This window comes from Streptomyces sp. NPDC006476, assembly GCF_040612015.1.
GTDB lineage: Bacteria > Actinomycetota > Actinomycetes > Streptomycetales > Streptomycetaceae > Streptomyces > Streptomyces griseorubiginosus_B.
The window spans coordinates 119,659-139,041 of record NZ_JBEXPK010000014.1 but is presented as its reverse complement, the minus strand read 5'-3'; the positions used below and the strand labels follow the sequence as shown (position 1 = coordinate 139,041).

16 protein-coding genes and 1 pseudogene are annotated in these 19,383 nt (G+C 72.1%); 12 read left to right on the top strand and 5 right to left on the bottom strand.

Annotated elements, in window-relative coordinates; genetic code table 11:
• The first annotated feature begins 123 nt into the window (after positions 1-123).
• The 3 genes from ABZZ74_RS18090 (at position 124) to ABZZ74_RS18080 (ending at position 3,826) form a co-directional block, all read left to right on the top strand.
• On the top strand, positions 124-993 hold the full coding sequence (locus tag ABZZ74_RS18090; RefSeq protein ID WP_356765945.1) for a class II glutamine amidotransferase: 870 nt from the start codon (positions 124-126) through the stop codon (positions 991-993).
• A gap of 87 nt (positions 994-1,080) precedes the next feature.
• Positions 1,081-2,268 (top strand): glutamate--cysteine ligase, encoded by a 1,188-nt coding sequence (locus ABZZ74_RS18085; protein WP_356765943.1) that lies wholly within the window; start codon positions 1,081-1,083, stop codon positions 2,266-2,268.
• A gap of 94 nt (positions 2,269-2,362) precedes the next feature.
• Complete coding sequence (locus ABZZ74_RS18080) at positions 2,363-3,826, top strand: ornithine decarboxylase (protein ID WP_356765941.1); 1,464 nt, start codon at positions 2,363-2,365, stop codon at positions 3,824-3,826.
• Positions 3,827-3,931: 105 nt separating this feature from the next.
• Here ABZZ74_RS18080 and ABZZ74_RS18075 read toward each other — a convergent pair.
• The 4 genes and pseudogenes from ABZZ74_RS18075 to ABZZ74_RS18060 form a co-directional block, all read right to left on the bottom strand.
• A pseudogene (locus tag ABZZ74_RS18075) lies at positions 3,932-4,212 on the bottom strand (hypothetical protein).
• On the bottom strand, positions 4,154-5,371 hold the full coding sequence (locus ABZZ74_RS18070) for a PP2C family protein-serine/threonine phosphatase (protein ID WP_356765939.1): 1,218 nt from the start codon (positions 5,369-5,371) through the stop codon (positions 4,154-4,156). The pseudogene ABZZ74_RS18075 and the gene ABZZ74_RS18070 overlap by 59 nt, the downstream one beginning before the upstream one ends.
• Before the next feature lie 139 nt (positions 5,372-5,510).
• Entirely contained in the window at positions 5,511-7,235 is a 1,725-nt protein-coding gene (locus ABZZ74_RS18065; protein WP_356765937.1) for a SpoIIE family protein phosphatase, read from the bottom strand.
• Positions 7,236-7,578: 343 nt separating this feature from the next.
• Entirely contained in the window at positions 7,579-7,941 is a 363-nt protein-coding gene (locus ABZZ74_RS18060) for an STAS domain-containing protein (RefSeq protein ID WP_356765935.1), read from the bottom strand.
• A gap of 223 nt (positions 7,942-8,164) precedes the next feature.
• On the opposite strand from ABZZ74_RS18060, the gene ABZZ74_RS18055 reads away from it, so the two are divergent.
• The 4 genes from ABZZ74_RS18055 (at position 8,165) to ABZZ74_RS18040 (ending at position 13,189) form a co-directional block, all read left to right on the top strand.
• Positions 8,165-8,596 carry an ATP-binding protein gene (locus ABZZ74_RS18055; RefSeq protein WP_356765933.1) on the top strand — a complete coding sequence of 144 codons (432 nt, stop codon included), beginning with the start codon at positions 8,165-8,167 and terminating at the stop codon, positions 8,594-8,596.
• A 59-nt stretch (positions 8,597-8,655) separates the two neighbouring features.
• Positions 8,656-9,696 (top strand): P1 family peptidase, encoded by a 1,041-nt coding sequence (locus ABZZ74_RS18050; protein WP_356765931.1) that lies wholly within the window; start codon positions 8,656-8,658, stop codon positions 9,694-9,696.
• A gap of 141 nt (positions 9,697-9,837) precedes the next feature.
• Positions 9,838-11,250 carry a dihydrolipoyl dehydrogenase gene (lpdA, locus tag ABZZ74_RS18045; protein ID WP_356765929.1) on the top strand — a complete coding sequence of 471 codons (1,413 nt, stop codon included), beginning with the start codon at positions 9,838-9,840 and terminating at the stop codon, positions 11,248-11,250.
• 46 nt (positions 11,251-11,296) lie between these two features.
• Positions 11,297-13,189, top strand: coding sequence for a propionyl-CoA synthetase (locus tag ABZZ74_RS18040; protein ID WP_356765926.1), 1,893 nt, complete (start codon positions 11,297-11,299; stop codon positions 13,187-13,189).
• On the opposite strand, the gene ABZZ74_RS18035 is transcribed toward ABZZ74_RS18040, so the two are convergent.
• Positions 13,184-14,242 (bottom strand): YihY/virulence factor BrkB family protein, encoded by a 1,059-nt coding sequence (locus ABZZ74_RS18035; RefSeq protein ID WP_356765924.1) that lies wholly within the window; start codon positions 14,240-14,242, stop codon positions 13,184-13,186. The two genes, ABZZ74_RS18040 and ABZZ74_RS18035, sit on opposite strands and share 6 nt — an antisense overlap.
• On the opposite strand from ABZZ74_RS18035, the gene ABZZ74_RS18030 reads away from it, so the two are divergent.
• The 5 genes from ABZZ74_RS18030 to ABZZ74_RS18010 all read left to right on the top strand — a co-directional run bounded on the left by ABZZ74_RS18030 (position 14,228) and on the right by ABZZ74_RS18010 (position 19,362).
• Entirely contained in the window at positions 14,228-14,806 is a 579-nt protein-coding gene (locus ABZZ74_RS18030) for a hypothetical protein (protein WP_356765922.1), read from the top strand. The two genes, ABZZ74_RS18035 and ABZZ74_RS18030, sit on opposite strands and share 15 nt — an antisense overlap.
• A 91-nt stretch (positions 14,807-14,897) precedes the next feature.
• The gene (locus ABZZ74_RS18025) at positions 14,898-16,541 is read left to right on the top strand and encodes an FAD-dependent monooxygenase (RefSeq protein WP_356765920.1); all 1,644 of its coding nucleotides are present in this window, start codon (positions 14,898-14,900) and stop codon (positions 16,539-16,541) included.
• A 251-nt stretch (positions 16,542-16,792) separates the two neighbouring features.
• On the top strand, positions 16,793-17,305 hold the full coding sequence (locus ABZZ74_RS18020; RefSeq protein ID WP_356765918.1) for a hypothetical protein: 513 nt from the start codon (positions 16,793-16,795) through the stop codon (positions 17,303-17,305).
• Between the two features lie 187 nt (positions 17,306-17,492).
• Positions 17,493-18,101 (top strand): class F sortase, encoded by a 609-nt coding sequence (locus ABZZ74_RS18015; protein ID WP_356766084.1) that lies wholly within the window; start codon positions 17,493-17,495, stop codon positions 18,099-18,101.
• Positions 18,102-18,240: 139 nt separating this feature from the next.
• Positions 18,241-19,362, top strand: coding sequence for a SchA/CurD-like domain-containing protein (locus ABZZ74_RS18010; RefSeq protein WP_356765916.1), 1,122 nt, complete (start codon positions 18,241-18,243; stop codon positions 19,360-19,362).
• Positions 19,363-19,383: the final 21 nt, after the last annotated feature.

Here is a 19,383-nt window from a genome sequence, read left to right as displayed (position 1 = left end):
CAGGCGCCTCCCGGGTCGCCCTCGACCTGCCCGCTCGGGATCGGTGGCGCATCCTGTCCGTACGGGGACAGCACCCACCGCCACCGACCGCCGACCACCGACCGCCGACCAAGGAGGCATCCCGTGTGTCGTCTGTTCGGTCTCAGCAGCGCCCCGGAGCGCACCCTCGCCACCTTCTGGCTTCTCGACGCTCCCGACAGTCTCAGCCGGCAGAGCCATCACGACCCCGACGGCACCGGCCTGGGTTACTTCGACGCCGACGGCGCCCCGCACGTCGACAAGGCCCCCATCGCCGCCTACCAGGACCGTGCCTTCGCCCAGGACGCCCGGCAGGTGCGGTCCGCCACCTTCCTCGCCCATGTGCGCTACGCCTCCACCGGCAACCTGGAGGCCCGCAACACGCATCCCTTCCAGCAGGACGGGCGCCTGTTCGCGCACAACGGTGTCATCGAGGGCCTCGACGACCTCGACGCGCACCTGGGCGACGACCGGTCACTGGTCGCGGGCGACACCGACTCCGAGCGGTTCTTCGCCCTGATCACCCGGGAGACACGCGACCGCGACGGTGACATCACCGCCGGCATCGAGCACGCCGCGCGCTGGATCGCCCGGAACCTGCCCGTGTACGCCCTCAACCTGGTCCTCGTCACCCGCGACGAACTCTGGGCCCTGCGCTACCCGGACACCCACGAGCTGTTCGTCCTCGAGCGTCCGGCCGGTGGTCTGCACGGTGACCGGCACCTGGACCACAGCGGCTCGCACGGCCGTATGCGCGTCCACTCCGAGCACCTGGCCGGGCACCCCGCGGTCGTCGTCGCCAGCGAACGCATGGACGACAACCCCCACTGGCGGGCCCTGCGGCCCGGCGAGCTCCTCCACGTCGGCCCCGACCTGCACACCACCCATCACCTCGTCCTGCCCGACCCCCCGGCCCACCTGCTGACCCTGGACGACCTGCGCCCGGACGCCGCGGCCTCCCAGCGAGCCGCCTGAAACGGGCCCATCAAACGTACATTTCGGGCTTATCGATCAGCGCGTTGGGCATCTGGGGGGCAGGGCCGGAGAACCTCGAGGAGTGCCGTGAACATACGCATCGGAGCGGAGGAGGAGTTCCACCTCCTGGAGGCGGAGAGCGGACTGGTCGTGCCGCGCGCCGACCAGTTGCTGCGACGGCTGCCCCGGGGGACCTTCACCGCGGAACTGCACCAGTCCATCGTGGAGACGAACATCGGAGTGCACGCCACTCTCGACGAGCTGTACACCGACCTGGCACAGACCAGACGGCGGCTGGACGCCGCCGCGTCCTCCCTCGGGCTCGCGGTGCTGGCAGCGGGCACGGCCCCCCTGGCCCCCGCCGCCTCCGGACACCCCACCGACGACGCGCGCTACCGGCACATGGTCGAGGAGTACCGCCGGGTCGCCGACGAGCAGCTCATCTGCAGCGCACAGATCCATGTGGACGTACCCGACCGCGACACCGCCGTGACGGTCATGTGCGCGCTCTCGCCCTGGCTGGCCGTGCTGCTGGCGCTGTCCGCCAGCTCGCCATACTGGCAGGGGACCGACACCGGCTACGCCAGCTGGCGCACCCTGCTGTGGCAGCGCTGGCCGACCGCGGGCCCGGCGGGCTGTTTCTCCAGCGCGGCCGCATACGACGCCGCGGTGGACGACCTCGTACGGTCCGGGATCATCAGCGATCCGGGGATGATCTATTACGACGTACGGCCCTCCGCGCACCTGCGGACGCTGGAGCTGCGCATCTGCGACGCCTGCCCGCGGGTCGAGAGCGTCGTCCTGGTGGCCGGCCTGTTCCGCGCCCTGGTGACCGACGTCCTGGAACACCGCGGGGCCGGTGCGACGCCCTGCGAAGGCCGCCACGAGTGGTTGCGCGGCGCGTCGTGGCGGGCCGCTCGATCCGGCCTGGAAGGCACCCTGGTGGACCCCGAGACCCATCGGGACGCCCCCGCCGCGCAGGTCGTCCGCAAGCTCCTCACCCGGCTGCGTCCCGCGCTGGAGGCGCACGGCGACTGGCAGACCGTCGGGGAGCTGACCGAGGCGGCCCTGGCCGAGGGCAGCGCCGCCCGTCGGATACGCGGCACGGCCCAGGCGGAGGGGCTGCCGGCCTGTGTGGACATGCTGATCGACGAAACCCGCGGCGAGCGCCGCGGGCCGGGACCTGGACCGGCCGGGCGGGAGACGGCTGCGCCACCGGTCACCGGTGCGGCGGCCTCCCGTCCCGGCCGGTCGCACGAGCTGCGCGGCGTTTGACCACGCCCACGTGGTCAACACGGAGCCCAGAGCGCGAAGACCGCGCGTCCGTCCGGCACGACGCCCGGACTCGGGGATGGACGTGGGAGGGACCATGGATCACTCACGGGTGCCCGTGCTGGAGGCGCTGGAGGAGTTCCGGCGCCGCGGAGACGTCGTCTTCGGGCCGCCCGGTCACAAGCAGGGCCGAGGCGCCGACCCGCGTGTGGCCGAGGTCGTCGGCCTCGACGTGTTCCGCTCGGACGTCCTGTCCCTCAATGGGCTCGACGACCGCCGCCAGTCCCAGGGAGTACTGAGCCAGGCCCAGGAGCTGATGGCGGACGCGGTCGGCGCCGAGCAGGCGTTCTTCTCCACGTGCGGCAGCTCCCTGTCGGTCAAGACCGCCATGCTGGCCGTGGCCGGCCCCGGCGAGAAGCTGCTGATCTCCCGCAACGCGCACAAGTCGGTGATATCCGCCGTCGTCGTCAACGGGGTCGAGCCGATCTGGGTCCACCCCAAGTTCGACGAGGAGCGGCACATCGCCCACCCCCCGGAGCCGGACGACGTACGCCGCCGCCTCCAGGAACACCCCGACGCGAAGGGCATGCTGCTGATCACGCCCACCGACTGGGGGACCTGCGCCGACATCCGGGGCGTGGCCCGGGTCTGCCACGAGTTCGACGTCCCGCTCATCGTCGACGAGGCCTGGGGCGCCCATCTGCCCTTCCACCCCGAGCTGCCCGCCTGGGGCATGCACGCCGAGGCGGACCTGGTGCTCACCAGCGTGCACAAGATGGGCGGCGCGATCGAGCAGAGCTCCGTCTTCCACCTCCAGTACGACCGCGTGTCGCCGGAGGCGCTCAAGCAGCGGGAGGACCTGCTCGGCACCACCAGCGCCTCCACGCTGGTGTACGCCACCCTCGACGGCTGGCGGCGCCAGATGGTCGAGGACGGGCACGAACTCCTGGACGCCGCCCTGCGCCGCGCCGAACGCATCCGCAGGGCCGCCGGTGATCTGCCGGGTCTCAGGCCCATGGGCCAGGAGATCGTGGAGGAGGGGCTGGCCGCCGACTTCGACCCCCTGAAGATCGTGATCGACGTACGGGAACTCGGCATCAGCGGCATGCAGGCCGCCGAGTGGCTGCGGGCCGAACGGCATGTGGACGTCGGCGGCTCCGACACCTGCCGCCTCAGCGCCTCCATCACCCACGCCGATGACGACGAGACCGAGAAGGTACTGCTGGACTCCCTGCGCGCCCTGGTCGACGGCGCCGACACCATCGAGCGCCGGCCCCCGGTGCGGCTGCCCGCGCCCTCGGCTCTGGAACTGGAGCAGGCCATGCTGCCCCGCGAGGCGTTCTTCGCCGAGGTCGAGCACGTGCCCGTGGAGAGCGCCGCCGGCCGTATCGCCGCCGAGATGATCAGCCCCTACCCTCCGGGCGTGCCGGCCGTCGCCCCCGGCGAGGTCATCACCGACGCGGTCCTGGACTACCTGCGCAGCGGCGTCGAGCACGGCGTCCTGATCCCGGACGCCGCCGACCCCTCGGTGAAGACGCTGCGGGTGGTGGCGCGGGACTGACCCCGGTCACCCACCTCCGGCGCGACGCCCGGAGCCGCGGTGATCCGCGCCCGCTGCCCGTGACATCACCCGCCCGTCGCGTCCGACTCCTCGCCCGGGCGGACCTCAAGGCCGTGGGTTCACGCGATTCCGGCGCGGGCTGGCGTCGCCGCCACGCCGTCCGGCCACGGAGGCGCAGCGCGGGCACACCCGCCGCACCCGGTCGGCCGCACCCCGGACTCGGGGAATGTGTCCGTCCAGGTGACGTGCGCGAAGCACATCAGCTGCGAGCGGCTGAGGGACAGCCCGCACACGGTCTGGTTCATGCCCGGCTCCCAGGGCCGCACCTCACGGCGTGAGCCGGTCCTCGTGGCCGCCGCGCCACTCGGTGAGCAGGACGGTCGCATCGTCCTCGAGCCTGCCGTCGTGGTGGTCGAGTACGGCGGCCATCAGCCGGCGCAGGGTCTCGTGGACGGTGTGGCGGCCGGAGTGGTGACGGCGCACGAAGTCGATGAAACGGTCCCGGCCGAACTGCCGGCCGCGGGCGTCGCGCGCCTCGATGACACCGTCGGTGTACATCAACAGCCGGTCACCGGGCTCGAGTTGCTCGTGGCACTCGTGGACGGGCAGCCCCAGACGTGCCCCCATCGGGCCTGCCGGCGGACAGGCCAGGTCGAGGGTCCACCGGTTGTCGCGCAACAGGATCGGCAGAGGATGCCCGCGGTTGATCCAGGACAGCCGGCCGGTCGCCATGTCCAGATCCGCCAGGGTGGCCGTGACATAGCGACTGGTGCCGAACTGCTCGACCAGGGCGTTCTCCACCAGACGGCTGGTCTGCGTCAGCGTGGCGCCCTGGCGGCGGGCGTTGCGGCAGGCGGCCACCGCGACGCTGGCGGTGATCCCCGCGGCGGTGTCGTGACCCATCGCGTCGAAGACCCCGAGGTGCAGGGTGCGATCGGCCACCGCGTAGTCGAAGGCGTCACCGCCCATCTGGTACGCGGGCTCCATCACGGCACCGACGACCGCGTCGTGCCCGGCGTAGGCGAGCGGGGGCGTGAGGTTCCACTGCATCTCCGCCGCCACGGTCATCGGCTCGGTGCGCACCAGACGGGCATAGGAGTCGCTGAAGGAACGCTTGCTCAGCAGCAGAAGCGCCGTCATCGACGCCAGGTCACGCAGCGCCCGGCGGGTGTCGGCGTCGTCGCCTTCGGTGACGGCCCGCAGCACGCCCAGCCGTTCCACCCCGTCGGTGACGGCCACCCACCACCGGTGCCGGTCCGGACCGTCCTCGCCTCCCGCGGTCTCGGAGAGCAGAGTGACGCGCTGATAGGCCTGGCCGGGCAGGCTGCCCCCCACGGTGAACTCCTGGCCGCCGGCGCCCGCGTCCGGTCCCGCGCCGGTGAGCTGGCGCAGCACCGTCTCGCGGAGGTCGACGACGAGGACGACCGTGTCGTGCAGGCCGACCGCGGCGGCGTACTCGGCGATCAAGCCCGGGAGTTCTTCGAGAGTGGCGGTATGGCTGTCCTGCATCAGCCGTATCAGCGCTGTCCCGGGGCGGTCCGCCACACCGAACACCTCCCTCTGTCCTCCGCTGGAAGAACACCAGGCTCCACCCGGGTACCCCGACAACGGCGAGCGGCCACGGCTCCCGGCGCTTTCGTTTCCGGCGGTCAGCGGTCAGCGGTCAGCGGTCAGCGGTCAGCGGTCAGCGGTTCGGGGTGCGCAGGGCCAGCAGCGCCACGTCGTCGTCGTTCCCGGCGGGGCGTACGCGACGCAGCAGCTGGTCCGTGAAGGCCCCGAGCGGACGGTGGGCGAGGGCGGCGGCGTGCTGGCGCAGCCTGTTGAGGCCGGTGTCCAGGGTGTGGCCGCGGTCCTCGATGAGACCGTCGGTGTAGAGCACGAGCGTGGAACCAGGCGGCAGGGAGAGATCGGCGTCGGGTCGGGCGGTGCGGGCTCCCGTCCCCAGCAGGATGCCGTGGCCCGCGGTGAGGTACTGGGTCAGTCCGTCGCGGCTGATCAGCAACGGCGGGGGATGGCCCGCGTTGGTCCAGGACAGCCGCCAGTGGCCCTGCTCCTCGGGCTCTAGCCGGGCGAGGACCACGGTGGCCATGGAGACGTCGGTGATGTGCTGGATCGCCTCGTCGAGCCGTTCGACGATCCGGCTGGGCGGTTCCTGCTGGGACCAGGCGTAGGCGCGGAGCATGTTGCGCACCTGCGCCATGCCGGCCGCGGCCTCCAGGTCGTGTCCCACGACGTCCCCGACGGCGAGGGCCGTGGAGCCGTCGGAGAGCGAGAAGGCGTCGTACCAGTCGCCGCCGACCTGCGAGGCGTGGGGCGCGGGCAGATAGCGGACCGTCATCTCCAGGTCCGTGACGCTGGGCATCTGGGGCAGCAGATGGTTCTGCATGGTCTCGGCGATCTTGCGCTGGCGCTGGTAGAGACGGGCGTTGTCCAGCGCGAGTCCGGCACGCCGGGCGATGTCCTCGATCAGCGGCAGATCGGTGGGGGTGAACGGCACCGGGTTCTCGGACCGGCCGACGGTCAGGGCGCCCAGCACGTCGCGCGTGCTGCGGATGGGGGCGATGGCCGCGGAGTGCATTCCCGTGGCGTCGAACAGGCGGCGCTGCTCGACCGCGATGCCCGCGTCCGGGGGCTGCCGGTACGTCTGCTGGTCCGCCAGGGTCGAGGCGACACCGCGCAGCGCCCGGGACAGCGGCATGGCGGACGACTCCGGCACCGGCGGCATAGGACCCTGCAGGTCCTCGCGGCGGCTCAGCGAGCCGTCCTCGGCGTGGGCCACCACGGTGCGCCACACCTCGTCATGCTCGCTGATCAGGTCGACGACCGCCCAGTCGCCCAGCCGGGGTACGACCAGCTCGACCAGCCGGCGCAGGGTCTCCTCGGCGTCGAGCGTGGAGGTGAGCCGGGTCGTGGTCTCGGCCAGCAGGGCCAGCCGTTCGAGTTCCGGCATCGGCTCGGCCGCCGGCTCCGGCTCGGGGACGGTCTCCACCGGGGGCTCGACGGGGTGGAAGACGACGAGCGTGGCACTGTCGCCGCCGTCTCCGTCGACGTCGTAGGGGGCGAGAGTCCAGGAGATGGGCAGCAGCGAGCCGTCCCCCCGGGCGAAGTGGTCCTGGTCGGCCTGGGCCGCGCGTCTGGCGTGGAACGCCTGCCGCATGGTGCACTGCGTCCGCGGCAGGAGCTGGCCCTGCGGCCCGCGATGCAGCAGATCGTGCGCGTCGTGCCCGAGGAGATCGTCGGCGGACCGCGCCAGCAGCCGCTCGGTGCGGGCGTTGACGGCGATGATGCAGCCTTCCTCGTCCACCACGTAGGCGCCGGTCCCGATGGCTTCCAGCGCCCCGGTCAGCCCGGCGGAGGGGGCGGGTACGGCCCGCTGCCGCCGGTTCTGCCTGTTCACCGGCTCCGCCACGTCCTGCCTCCCGCCGATCGAGCCACCGCCGGCCGCCGTTCGCCCGGCCGCGGCACGCGTCCTGTCCCGCGTGTCCTTCCCGTATGCCCCCTCGCTGAGAAACGCCACGGGGACGAATCACCACCGGGACGCATCACGACGGCGACGCATCACCACCGGGACGCATCACGACGGCGACGCATCACCACGGGGACGCATCACAACGACGACGCATCACACCGCGGAGGGGGCTCCGCTGAGAAAGGCACCACAAGAAGGACATCACGCGGCTCACGACCCGCGCACGGCGTGACCCGGCGAGGGGCACCGCTCAGCAGCGCCCGGCCCGCCCACCGCCCTGCCCTCACGCCGCCAGGGCGTCCTCCACGGTCGGGTGACAGGACACGAGGCTGTCCAGGCCGACGAGCTGCACGGTGCGCAGCACCGCGCCCCGGGCCCCCGCGAGCCGCAGCCATCCCCGCGCGGCCTGAGTGGTCTGGTGGGCGGCGATCAGGGCGTTGACGCCGCTCGAGTCCATGAACGTGACCAAGCTCAGATCGACGACGATCCGCAGGCCGTCACCGCTCGGCTGGGGCACGGCCTCGCTCAGGGCGCCCACGCTCTGGTAGTCGACCTCGCCGCGGAGGCCGAGGACGGCGATGCCGTCGACATCGTCGCGGACCACGGACAGCTGGCCGTGACCCGCTGCTTCGTTGTTGTCTGCCACTTGCGTCCTTAGCGCACTCGGTGGGGCTGAGCCAGGTCTCTGTTGCCACGTTGCCCCGGGATCGCCGCCTCGATGCACGCTTCCACGCACGAGTTGCTCCTGACACAGGAGTAGTCCGCGCGACACAGGAGTAGTCCCCGCGTCACGGGGTAGTCGCGCGACCATGAACGGGGTACTTGCTTATGTCGGCAAGGAGCCTGTCCCGCCCGAGGAGTGTTCCCGGATGCCGGATGCACCTGCCGACGTGACCGTGGCCTTGGACGGGGCCGAAGGCTGTATTGCCAACGCCAGGAACGAGGCGTCGCGCTTCCTGACCCGTGCTCAGTCCGAGCACGGGCTGCCGGTGTCGGCCCGCACGCTGGACCTCGCGCAGCTGGTGGTCAGCGAGCTGGTGACCAACGCGCTGAAGTACGCGCCGGGGCCGGTGCTGCTGCAGCTGGGCATCGCGGACAGCGCGCTGGAGATCGCCGTGTGGGACACCGATCCGGTGCTTCCGGTGGCCCGGGCCGCCGACGCCGGACGGGTCGGGCAGCACGGTCTGGAGATCGTGCTGGCGGTGGTGCAGGGCTTCGAGGCGAGAAGGGAGCCCGTGGGCAAGCGCATCACCGCCCGGATCGCGCTGTTCGACGACCCGCTGTCGGCCCTGGGCCCCTGAGCCGTAGCGGGCCGGCGAGCCGAAGCGGACCGGCCGCGGACGCGGATACCGTGCCGTCCATGCCCCCGCCACCCATCAGCCGCCCCAGGTCCCGCGACCTGGGCATCACCGTCGGTGAGCTGCCCACCGGCCGGTACAACGCGCTCACGGACGTGCCCGGCATCCGCGTCGGGCACACCACGCTGATCCGTCCGCCACGGGTGCACGGCGGGGTCACCGCGATCGTGCCGGACGGAGTGGGACCCGGCAGTCCGCTGCCGGCCGGGATGTTCGTGGGCAACGGCTACGGCAAGCTGATCGGCGCCACCCAGATCGCCGAGCTCGGCACGCTCGAGACGCCCGTCCTGCTCACCTCGACCCTCTCCGCCTTCCGGGCGGCGGACGCGCTGGTGGGCTGGGTCCTGGAGCGGCCGGAGGGAGCGGACGCGCGGAGCCTGAACCCTGTGGTGGGGGAGTGCAACGACGGGCTCCTGTCGGACATCCGCTCGCGCCCGGTGCGCGAGGAGCACGTGCGCGCCGCGGTCGACACGGCCTCGTACGGGCCGGTCGCGGAGGGCTGTGTCGGCGGGGGCACCGGGCTGACCGCCCTCGGCTTCAAGGCCGGCATCGGCACCTCGTCCCGGCGCCTGCCGCTCGCCGGCCGGGAGATCACGCTCGGCGTCCTCGTGCAGGCCAACTTCGGCGGCACGCTGCGGGTGCGGGGGCGCACGGTCACGCCCGCCGACGTGGGGCTGCCCGCCGAGAGGCCCGAGCCGCAGGCCGGTTCGTGCCTGGTCGTGGCCGCCACCGACGCGCCCCTGGACGCCCGTCAGCTGACCCGGCTGGCTCGTCGCTGTGTCTACGCGCCGGCCCGGGTCGGCGCCGCGTACGGACACGGCAGTGGCGACTACGGCCTGGCTTTCGGCACGGGTCCGCTGGGCACGACCGCCGGACCCGCCGTCGTGCCCGACGACACCCTCGACCCGCTGTTCACCGCCGCCCTCGACGCCGTCGAGGAGTCCGTCCTCAACGCGCTGCTGACGGCCACCACGACCACGGGCCCGCACGGCGACACCCGTCACCCGCTGCCCGCGCGCCCTCTTCTGGCCCTGCTGGAGTGACCAGGAAGACACGGCGCGCGGGCATGCCGGGGACGCCGAAAACGTTCGCCCGGGATGAGGCCGCAGCCTAAGGTGCGGCCCAGGTGAGTCACGGGGAAGCTGTACCGGGGACCAGGCCGGCAGCCGCGAGAGAGGAACGTCATGGACGAGCAGGGCGAGCACTTCGACGTCGTGGTCCTCGGAGCCGGCCCCGGCGGATACGTCGCCGCCGTCCGCGCCGCCCAACTGGGCAAGCGCGTGGCGGTCGTGGAGGAGAAGTACTGGGGCGGCGTCTGTCTGAACGTGGGCTGCATCCCGAGCAAGGCCCTGCTGCGCAACGCGGAACTGGCGCACATCTTCACCCGCGAGGCGAAGACCTTCGGCATCAAGGTGGACGGCCAGGTCAGCTTCGACTACGGCGAGGCGTTCCGCCGCAGCCGCAAGGTCGCCGACGGCCGGGTCAAGGGCGTCCACTACCTGATGAAGAAGAACAAGATCACCGAGTTCGACGGCCGCGGCACCTTCGTGGACCCGCACACGCTGCAGGTGGCCGGTTACGACGGCGAGACCCGTACCATCCGCTTCGACCACTGCATCATCGCCACCGGCGCCACCCCGAAGCTGCTGCCCGGCACCAAGCGCAGCGCCCGCGTGGTGACGTTCGAGGAGCAGATCCTCGCCGAGGACCTCCCGCAGTCCATCGTCATCGCGGGTGCCGGCGCGATCGGCGTCGAGTTCGCCTACGTGCTGCACAACTACGGCGTGAAGGTGACCATCGTCGAGTTCCTGGACCGCATGGCGCCCCTGGAGGACGCCGAGGTCTCCGCCGAACTCGCCAAGCAGTACCGCCGGCTGGGCATCGACGTCCTCACCTCCACCCGCGTCGACGCCATCGACGAGTCCGGGCCGCGGGTCCGCGTCACCGTCACCGCCAAGGACGGCTCCCAGCAGGTGCTGGAGGCGGACAAGGTGCTCCAGGCGATCGGTTTCCAGCCGAACATCGAGGGCTACGGCCTGGAGAACACGGGCGTGAAGGTCACCGAGCGCGGCGCGATCGACGTCGACGGCCGCTGCCGTACCTCCGTGCCCCACCTGTACGCCATCGGCGACGTGACGGCCAAGCTGATGCTCGCGCACGCCGCCGAGGCGATGGGCATCATCGCCGCCGAGACCATCGCCGACGCGGAGACGATGGAGCTGGACTACGTCATGATCCCGCGCGCCACCTACTGCCAGCCCCAGATCGCCAGCTTCGGCTACACCGAGGCCCAGGCCCGCGAACTCGGCCACGACGTGAAGGTGGCGAAGTTCCCCTTCACCGCCAACGGCAAGTCGCACGGTCTGGGCGACGCCACCGGCTTCGTGAAGCTGATCAGCGACGCCAAGTACGGCGAACTCCTCGGTGGCCACCTCATCGGCCCCGACGTCACGGAGCTGCTGCCCGAGCTGACCCTGGCCCAGCAGTGGGACCTGACCGTCCACGAGGTCGCCCGCAACGTCCACGCCCACCCCACCCTGGGCGAGGCCGTCAAGGAGGCCGTCCACGGTCTGGCGGGACACATGATCAACCTGTGAGAAGGTGGCGACCCCGCCACCGCACGACCGGTGAAGGAGAGCGCCGATGGGACGTTACGACGATGTCTTCCGCGCCGCCGCCGAGGACCCGGAGACCTTCTGGCTGAGGGCGGCTCAGGCCGTCGACTGGGAGGCGGCACCCACCCGCGCCCTGGACTCCTCGGGTGCTCCCTTCCACCGGTGGTATCCGGACGGGCGGCTCAACGTCTGCTTCAACGCCGTCGACCGGCACGTCGAGGCCGGCCGCGGCGAGCAGCCCGCGCTGGTGTACGACTCCCCGGTGACGGGGACCCGGCGCACCTACACCTACGCCCAACTCCGGGACGAGGTGGCCGCGTTCGCCGGCGCGCTCAGCGGGCTCGGCGTGGGGCACGGCGACCGGGTGGTCATCTACATGCCGATGATCCCCGAGGCGGCCGTCGCGATGCTGGCCTGCGCCCGCATCGGCGCGATCCACTCGGTCGTCTTCGGCGGCTTCGCCCCGCCCGAACTCGCCGTCCGCATCGACGACGCGGCCCCGAAGGTGGTCGTCTCCGCCTCCTGCGGCATCGAGGGCAGGCGTGTCATCCCCTACAAGCCGCTGCTGGACCAGGCGATCGAACTCGCCGGGCACCGGCCCGAGAAGCGGGTGATCGTGCAACGGCCCCAGGAGCCGGCCGAGTTGGGGCCGGACGACCTGGACTGGGCCGACCTGGTCGCCACCGCGCCGGCGGCCCCCTGTGTGCCGGTGGCCGCGACGGACCCGCTCTACATCCTCTACACGTCCGGAACGACCGGGAAACCCAAGGGAGTCGTCCGCGACTGCGGCGGCTACGCGGTGGCCCTGCTCTGGTCGATGGACGCCGTCTACGACATCGGCCCGGGCGAGACCATGTTCACCGGCTCCGACGTGGGCTGGGTCGTCGGGCACTCGTACATCGTCTACGGACCGCTCCTGGCCGGTGCCACGACCGTGCTGTACGAGGGCAAGCCGGTCGGCACGCCGGACGCGGGCCAGTTCTGGCGCGTCGCCGCCGAGTACGGCGTCAAGACCATGTTCACCGCGCCCACCGCCTTCCGCGCCATCCGGAAGGAGGACCCGAAAGGCACCCTCGCCGCCGGGTACGACCTCTCCCGCCTGCGCTACCTCTTCCTCGCCGGAGAACGACTCGACCCCGAGACCTACCACTGGGCGAGCGCCCTGCTGGACATCCCGGTGATCGACCACTGGTGGCAGACCGAGACCGGCTGGCCCATCGTCGCCAACCCGGTCGGCATCGAGGCCGCACCCGTCAAACCCGGCTCGCCCACCCGGCCGCTGCCCGGCTGGGACGTCCGCGTCCTCGACCCCTCCGGGCAGCCCGTGCCGCCGGGGGTCGACGGCGCGATCGTCGTACGGCTTCCGCTGCCGCCGGGCGCGCTGCCCACCCTCTGGAACGACGACGCCCGCTTCGTCGCCTCCTACCTCTCGGCCTACGACGGCTACTACCTCACCGGCGACAGCGGGCACATCGACGAGGACGGCTATGTGTACGTCATGGGCCGCACCGACGACGTCATCAACGTCGCCGGACACCGGCTGTCCACCGGCAGCATGGAAGAGGTCCTGGCCACCCACCCCGACGTCGCCGAGTGCGCCGTGATCGGCGTCGCCGACGCCCTGAAGGGACAGGTGCCGCGCGGCCTGGTCGTGCTGAAGGCGGGCACCGCCCGCGAACCCGCCGAGGTCGAGGCGGAACTCGTCCGGCTCGTCCGCGAACGCATCGGCGCCGTCGCCTCGCTCAAGGACGTCGCGGTCGTGCCGGCCCTGCCCAAGACCCGCTCGGGAAAGATCCTGCGCAAGACCATGCGCGGCATCGCCGACGGCCTCGACGAGCCCATCCCCTCCACGGTGGACGACCCGAACGTCATCGAGAACCTGCGCCCGGTGCTGCGCCGCCCGGAGCGGGACGGGTCATGACTCCTCCAGCCGGCGCAGGTCGGCCTCGTCCCACTTCCGTGTGTCGCGCGGCTCGGTGTAGGGCTCCTGGTCCGGCGGCAGGCCCCCGGCGATCGCCCGCTGCCGTACCGTCTCCGCGTCGAACTCCAGGCCGAGCAGGATCGCGAGGTTGCTGATCCACAGCCAGACCAGGAAGACGATGACGCCGGCCATGGTGCCGTAGGTCTTGTTGTACGACGCGAAGTTCGCGACGTAGATCGCGAAGCCGGCGGAGGCGATCATCCAGATCACCAGGGCGAGGAAGCTGCCGGGGGTGACCCAGCGGAACCCCTTGACCTTCGCGTTCGGGCTGGCCCAGTACAAGATCGCGATCATGACCGTGACCAGGATGACCAGCACGGGCCACTTGGCGATCGACCAGGCGGTCAGCGCCGTGTCCCCGATGCCGAGCGCGGTGCCCGCCTGCCGGGCCAGGGCACCGGTGAAGACCACGATCAGGGCGCTGATCACGGCCAGCACCATCAGCACGACCGTCAGCCCGAGGCGCACCGGGAGGATCTTCCACGCCGGACGGCCCTCGGGCATGTCGTAGACCTTGTTGGCCGAGCGGATGAACGCGGCGACATACCCGGACGCCGACCACACCGCGAGCGCGATGCCGACGATCGCCATGACCGAACCGGTGCCGGAGTGGTTCTGCAACTGCTCCACGGCCCGGGTGATGATGTCCCGGGCGGAACCGGGGGTGAGCTGCCTGAGGTTCTTCAGCACCGAGTCGGTGGCCGACTTGCCGGTGATGCCGAGCAGCGACACCAGCACCAGCAGCGCCGGGAACAGCGACAGCACCCCGTAGTACGTCAGCGCCGCCGCGCGGTCGGCCAGCTCGTCGTCCGTGAACTCGCGCAGCGCCCCCTTGAACACCGCGCCCCAGGCCCGCTTGGGCAGCTTCGTGGGGGCGTCCGGCGCCCGCCGCTCGACCTCGGGCCCCGGCCCGACCTCCTGCGGCTCGGGTGGCTCGGGTGCCTGGTCCGTGTCCTGGTGGTTCTTCCGACCCGGAAGATGCAGTCTCGCCATACCCGGCGGGTAACCCCGGGACGGCGGGCCACGCATCCGGAAGGCAGCCTCCCCGTCAGTGCGGCTGTCATCTGGTACGCGGGGCAACTCGGCGTCGCCGTCGACGACATCCTCGGCGGCCCACCATCCAGACCGTCGTCCTGGCCGTCCTGGACGCCGCCGGGGTACGGCCGCGCGCCCCGCTGCCCCGGCTCGCCGCCGGCCTCCAGCTCGTCACGGGCTGCCGTGGTGGGAGGGCGGCGACGCCCCCGACGGCCGGCTCGCTCGCGTGGCCACTCCCGCGGCAAGAAGGAGAAGGCCACCACCGACCAGGGCGTCGGCTCCGGTCCCGCAGCGCTGATCTTCGCCGCGGCGGCCCCGGCGACCCTGGTCGCCGGCGTGGCCATCGAGCGCACCGGCGAGGAGTTCTTCGCCGAGATCAGCACCGGCCTGACCTCCACCCGTCTGGGCGACTACCAGCTCGCCGTCAGCGACATCTTCGGCGGCAACGCCTTCCCGCCTGTGCTGTTCCGTCGTGGGGGTCGCCACCGTCGCCCCCTGAGCGGACGTCACGTAAGCGGGTGAAGCCTGGGCCGCCGCCCGTCGAGCGGGGCATGCATGAAGATCCCGGCCGTATCCGGACGAGTCGGCGGAGGCGACACGCTGGAGGCGCGTGATGAATGCAAGAACCGAGCAGACAGGCGGAACGGTCCACAAGGTGCCGGTCCTGATCGTCGGCGGTTCACTGGTCGGTCTGTCCACCTCGCTCTTCCTCGGCCGACTGGGGGTGCGGCACACCCTCGTGGAGCGCCATGCCGGCACCTCCATCCACCCCCGCGGCCGGGGCAACAACGTCCGGACGATGGAGCTGTTCCGGGTCTCCGGCACCGAGCCGGCGATCCATCAGGCCGCGTCCACCCTCGCCGACAACCACGGCATCCTGCAGACCCCCACCCTGGTCGGCGACGCGGGTGAGTGGCTGTTCAAGGAGATCGACCCGGGCGGCGGACTGGCCCGCTTCAGCCCGACCGCCTGGTGCCTGTGCAGCCAGAACGACCTCGAACCGGTCCTGCTCGACCACGCCACGCGGCTCGGCGGCGACCTGCGCTACTCCACCGAAATGATGTCCTTCGACGCCGACTCCACCGGCGTCACCGCGTTCGTCAAGAGCAGGGAGACGGGCGAGCACACCACCATCCGCGCCGACTACCTGGTCGCCGCGGACGGCCCCCGCAGCCCCGTGCGGGAGCAACTCGGCATCGGCCAGAGCGGCCCCGGCGACCTGTTCCACAACGTCAGCATCACCTTCCGCTCCCGCCGGCTCGCCGACGTCGTGGGCGAGCGCCGGTTCATCGTCTGCTACCTCACCAGCCCCGAGGCCGACGGCGCCCTGCTGCCGGTCGACAACCGCGAGCACTGGGTCTTCCACGCCCCCTGGCACCCCGAACACGGGGAAACCCTCGAGGAGTTCACCGACGAACGCTGCGCCGACCACATCCGCCGCGCGGTCGGCGATCCGGGCCTGGACATCGAGATCACCGGCCGGGCCCCCTGGCACGCAGCCCAGCGTGTCGCACGCAGCTACAGCTCCGGACGCGTCTTCCTGGCCGGCGACTCGGCCCACGAGATGTCACCCACCGGCGCCTTCGGCTCCAACACCGGCATCCAGGACGCGCACAACCTCGCCTGGAAACTGGCCGCCGTGCTCGGCGGCTGGGCCGGTCAGGGCCTGCTGGACAGCTACGACGCCGAACGCCGACCGGTCGCCGAGGCCACCAGCGCCCGCGCCGCCGTACGGTCCGCCGAGCACAGCCACCCCGGCTTCGCCGCGCCGCCCGGCGCCGGCAGCGGCCCGCAGCGCGGCATCCTCAACGTCGCCCTCGGCTACCGCTACCCGCACGGCGCGGTCGCCGGAGCCGATCCGGCGATGCCGGTCGTCCCGGAGAAACTCGCCCTCAACGGTGAACCGGGCAGCCGCGCGCCCCATCTGTGGGTCCGTCACCAGGGCGAGCGGGTCTCCACCCTCGACCTGTACGAACGCTCCCTGGTCCTGCTCAGCGACGGCACCACGCCGAACGGCTGGCACCAGGCCGCCCTCCGCCTCGCCGAGCAGCTGTCCCTGCCGCTCGTCCCCTACCGGATGGGTGAGGAATTGGTGCCGGAGGAGGGGGCGGACTGGGCCGCGGCCCACGGCACGACCCGTGAGGGCGCCGTCCTCGTCCGGCCCGACGGATTCGTCGCCTGGCGCTGTGAAGGCCCGGTCGAGGACCCCGAGTCGACCCTGCGCGAGGTCCTGACGGCGGTTCTCGCTCGGAGCTGACCGCGGAGCAACCGAGTGAGCCGCCTTCCACCCGTCCAGAACGGGTGGAAGGCGGCTCGTCGTGCGTGTGTCCTGCACGGATGCGATGCGCGTTGCTCCGGGCGGGCGGTGTCCGGAACTTCCCGGCGTCACCCGGGTGAGCCGCTCAAGTGGTGAGAGGTCGGCGCCTGGTTGACGGTGGTTCACATCGGGGCCGGGTCACCTCAGCTGACGAAGCGCCAGCTGCCCGGTCGCGACGGAAGGAACGTCATATGCGTTCTGCTCGCATGCTTCTGGCCACCGGAGCGGTCTCGGCCGTTCTCGCCCTCGGCGCCCCCGCCGCCTACGCCTACGGCGGCGACGGGGACCAGTCGGGCTCGTCCTGGAGCCACGACGGCTCCTCCGGCCACGACAGCTCTTCGTACACCAAGGACCACGACCAGGACGGCGGCCACGGCCGGCCGCACGGCGGAGTGCACACGGGTGGCGGTGCGCTGACCGCCGTCAAGCAGGACGGCGGCGGCGCCCGCGACCCGCGGTTCGACCCCGACACCTACAAGGACAAGGACAAGGACAGCGGCTCCGACTCCTGGGGCGGCTCGAACTCCCACGGCGACTCGGACTCCTGGGGCGGCGGCCACGAGAAGCCGCACGGCGGCATGCACACCGGAGGCGGCGCTCTCGCCAACCCCGGGGTGACCGCGGGCGGCGTGGCCGTCCTCGCCGTCGCCGGAGCCGGAATCTACATGGCGCGGCGCAGGAAGACCGCCGCGGGCCTGGCCTGATCCATGCCTGACGCGATAGCCGCCGTGGCCGCCACCCGCGCCCCCGGTGGCGGCCCGGCCGGCCCTCCTCGCCCGTTCACCCCGCTGCCGCAGCCAAGTGAGGTGGTCCTCGATGGCAGCCCCCGATTCCCCCTCTTCCGACGACGAGCAGGCCCCGAACGGCTCCAGGTCCGGCGCGAACCTGATGATGGTGTGCGCCGCCGCCCTGGTGATCGTCGCGGTGAGCCTGGCCGGTGGCCGGGACACCTCCGCCGACCGGCCCCGTACCCCCGCCGCGGCCCCGCAGCCCGCCGCACCCGCGGCGCCCGCCTCGCCCGACGCTCAGGAGAGCGCCGCCCCACATCTTCCGCGGTCCCGGCCGGTGCGCCTGCTCATCCCGAAGATCTCCGTCGACGCCCCCTTCACCGACCTCGCCATCGGTCCCACCGGCCAGCTCGAGCCGCCGCCCGCGCACGACACCAACCTCGTCGGCTGGTACGCCGACGGCGCCTCACCCGGTGAGGCCGGCACCGCGGTCATCGCCGGGCACGTGGACACCACGACGTCCGCGGCCGTCTTCGCCGGCCTCGGCGAACTGCGCAAGGGCGACCTCTTCCACGTCGTGCGGGCCGACGGCCGCAAGGCGACCTTCGTCGTCGACAGCGCCGAGACCTTCGCCAAGGACGCCTTCCCCAGCGATCGCGTGTACGCCGACACCTCCCGGGCCGAGGTCCGGCTGATCACCTGTGCGGGCGACTACGACCGCACGGCCCGTGACTACAAGGACAACCTTGTGGTCTTCGCCCACCTCGTGTGAGCCCCGGCGAAGGCGGCGCGGTCACCCAGGTAGTTCATCCGAGTCGCGCCCTTCACGGCCCGGGCACAGGATCAAGGAACGCCGACGTGGCCCTCGAGCGGCCTACGTCCACCGCTGTCCCGCGAAGGAGATGTGCTCCATGACCACCCTGTCCGCATCCGCCTCACAACCGCTCGCGCGACAGGTGTCGCCCCGGGTCTCGCAGTCCGTCTTCGACGGCTCCCGGCTCCGTGTCGTCCTGCTGGTGGACGTCTACGAGGGCGCCCAGCAGCAGTTCCTGGAGGCCTACGAGCAGCTGTGCAACCAGGTCGCCTCCGTGCCCGGGCACGTCAGCGACCAGCTGTGCCAGTCGATCGAGAACCCCTCCCAGTGGCTGATCACCAGCGAGTGGGAGAGCGCGCCGCCGTTCCTCGCCTGGGTCAACAGCGAGGAGCACGTCCGCATGGTCGAGCCCCTGCACAGCTGCGTCCGCGACACCCGCTCGCTGCGCTTCCACATCGTCCGCGAGACCGGCGGCCCGGCCCCGGCCGACTCCGGGCGGCGGCTGCAGGCCGCGCCCCGCATCGGCGACGGGGTGATCCGCCACGCGCTCACCTTCACCGTCAAGCCGGGCAGCGAGGAGAAGGTCGCCGAGATCCTCTCCGACTACGCCTCGCCGAAGCCGGAGGTCGACCAGAACACCCGGCTGTGCCGCACCTCCCTGTTCATGCACGGCAACCGGGTGGTGCGGGCCATCGAGGTGCGCGGCGACCTGCTCGCGGCCCTGCGCCACGTCGCCCGCCAGCCCGAGGTCCGCGCTGTGGAGGAGGCCATCAACCCCTACCTGGAGCAGGACCGCGACCTGGACGACCCCGAGTCCGCCCGCGTCTTCTTCACCCGGGCCGCGCTGCCCGCCGTCCACCATGTGACGGCCGAGCAGGAGGACCCCGGTGCGCAGCGCCACGCCCTGTACTACCCGGCCCGTCCCGGCCGCGGCATGGAACTGGCCGAGCTGCTGGCCCGGCAGGACGAGAAGGCGGCGGACGACCCGCGCAGCCCCGTCGTGCGCAGCACGATCTTCCAGCGCGACGAGGTCGTGGTCCGGCTGATCGACGTACGCGGCGACCTCGACGCCGCCGACCCGGCGCAGGTCCTCGGCATCGCCGACCCCGCCCGGCTGGCCGAGCTGACAACGCTGTCGTCGAAGGACGGCGACCTCAAGCACGTCCTCGGTCAGGCCCGAGCGGACCTCGTCACCGACCGCCGTTCGCCCGAAGCCTGATCCGCCTCGCCGCCCCAGCAC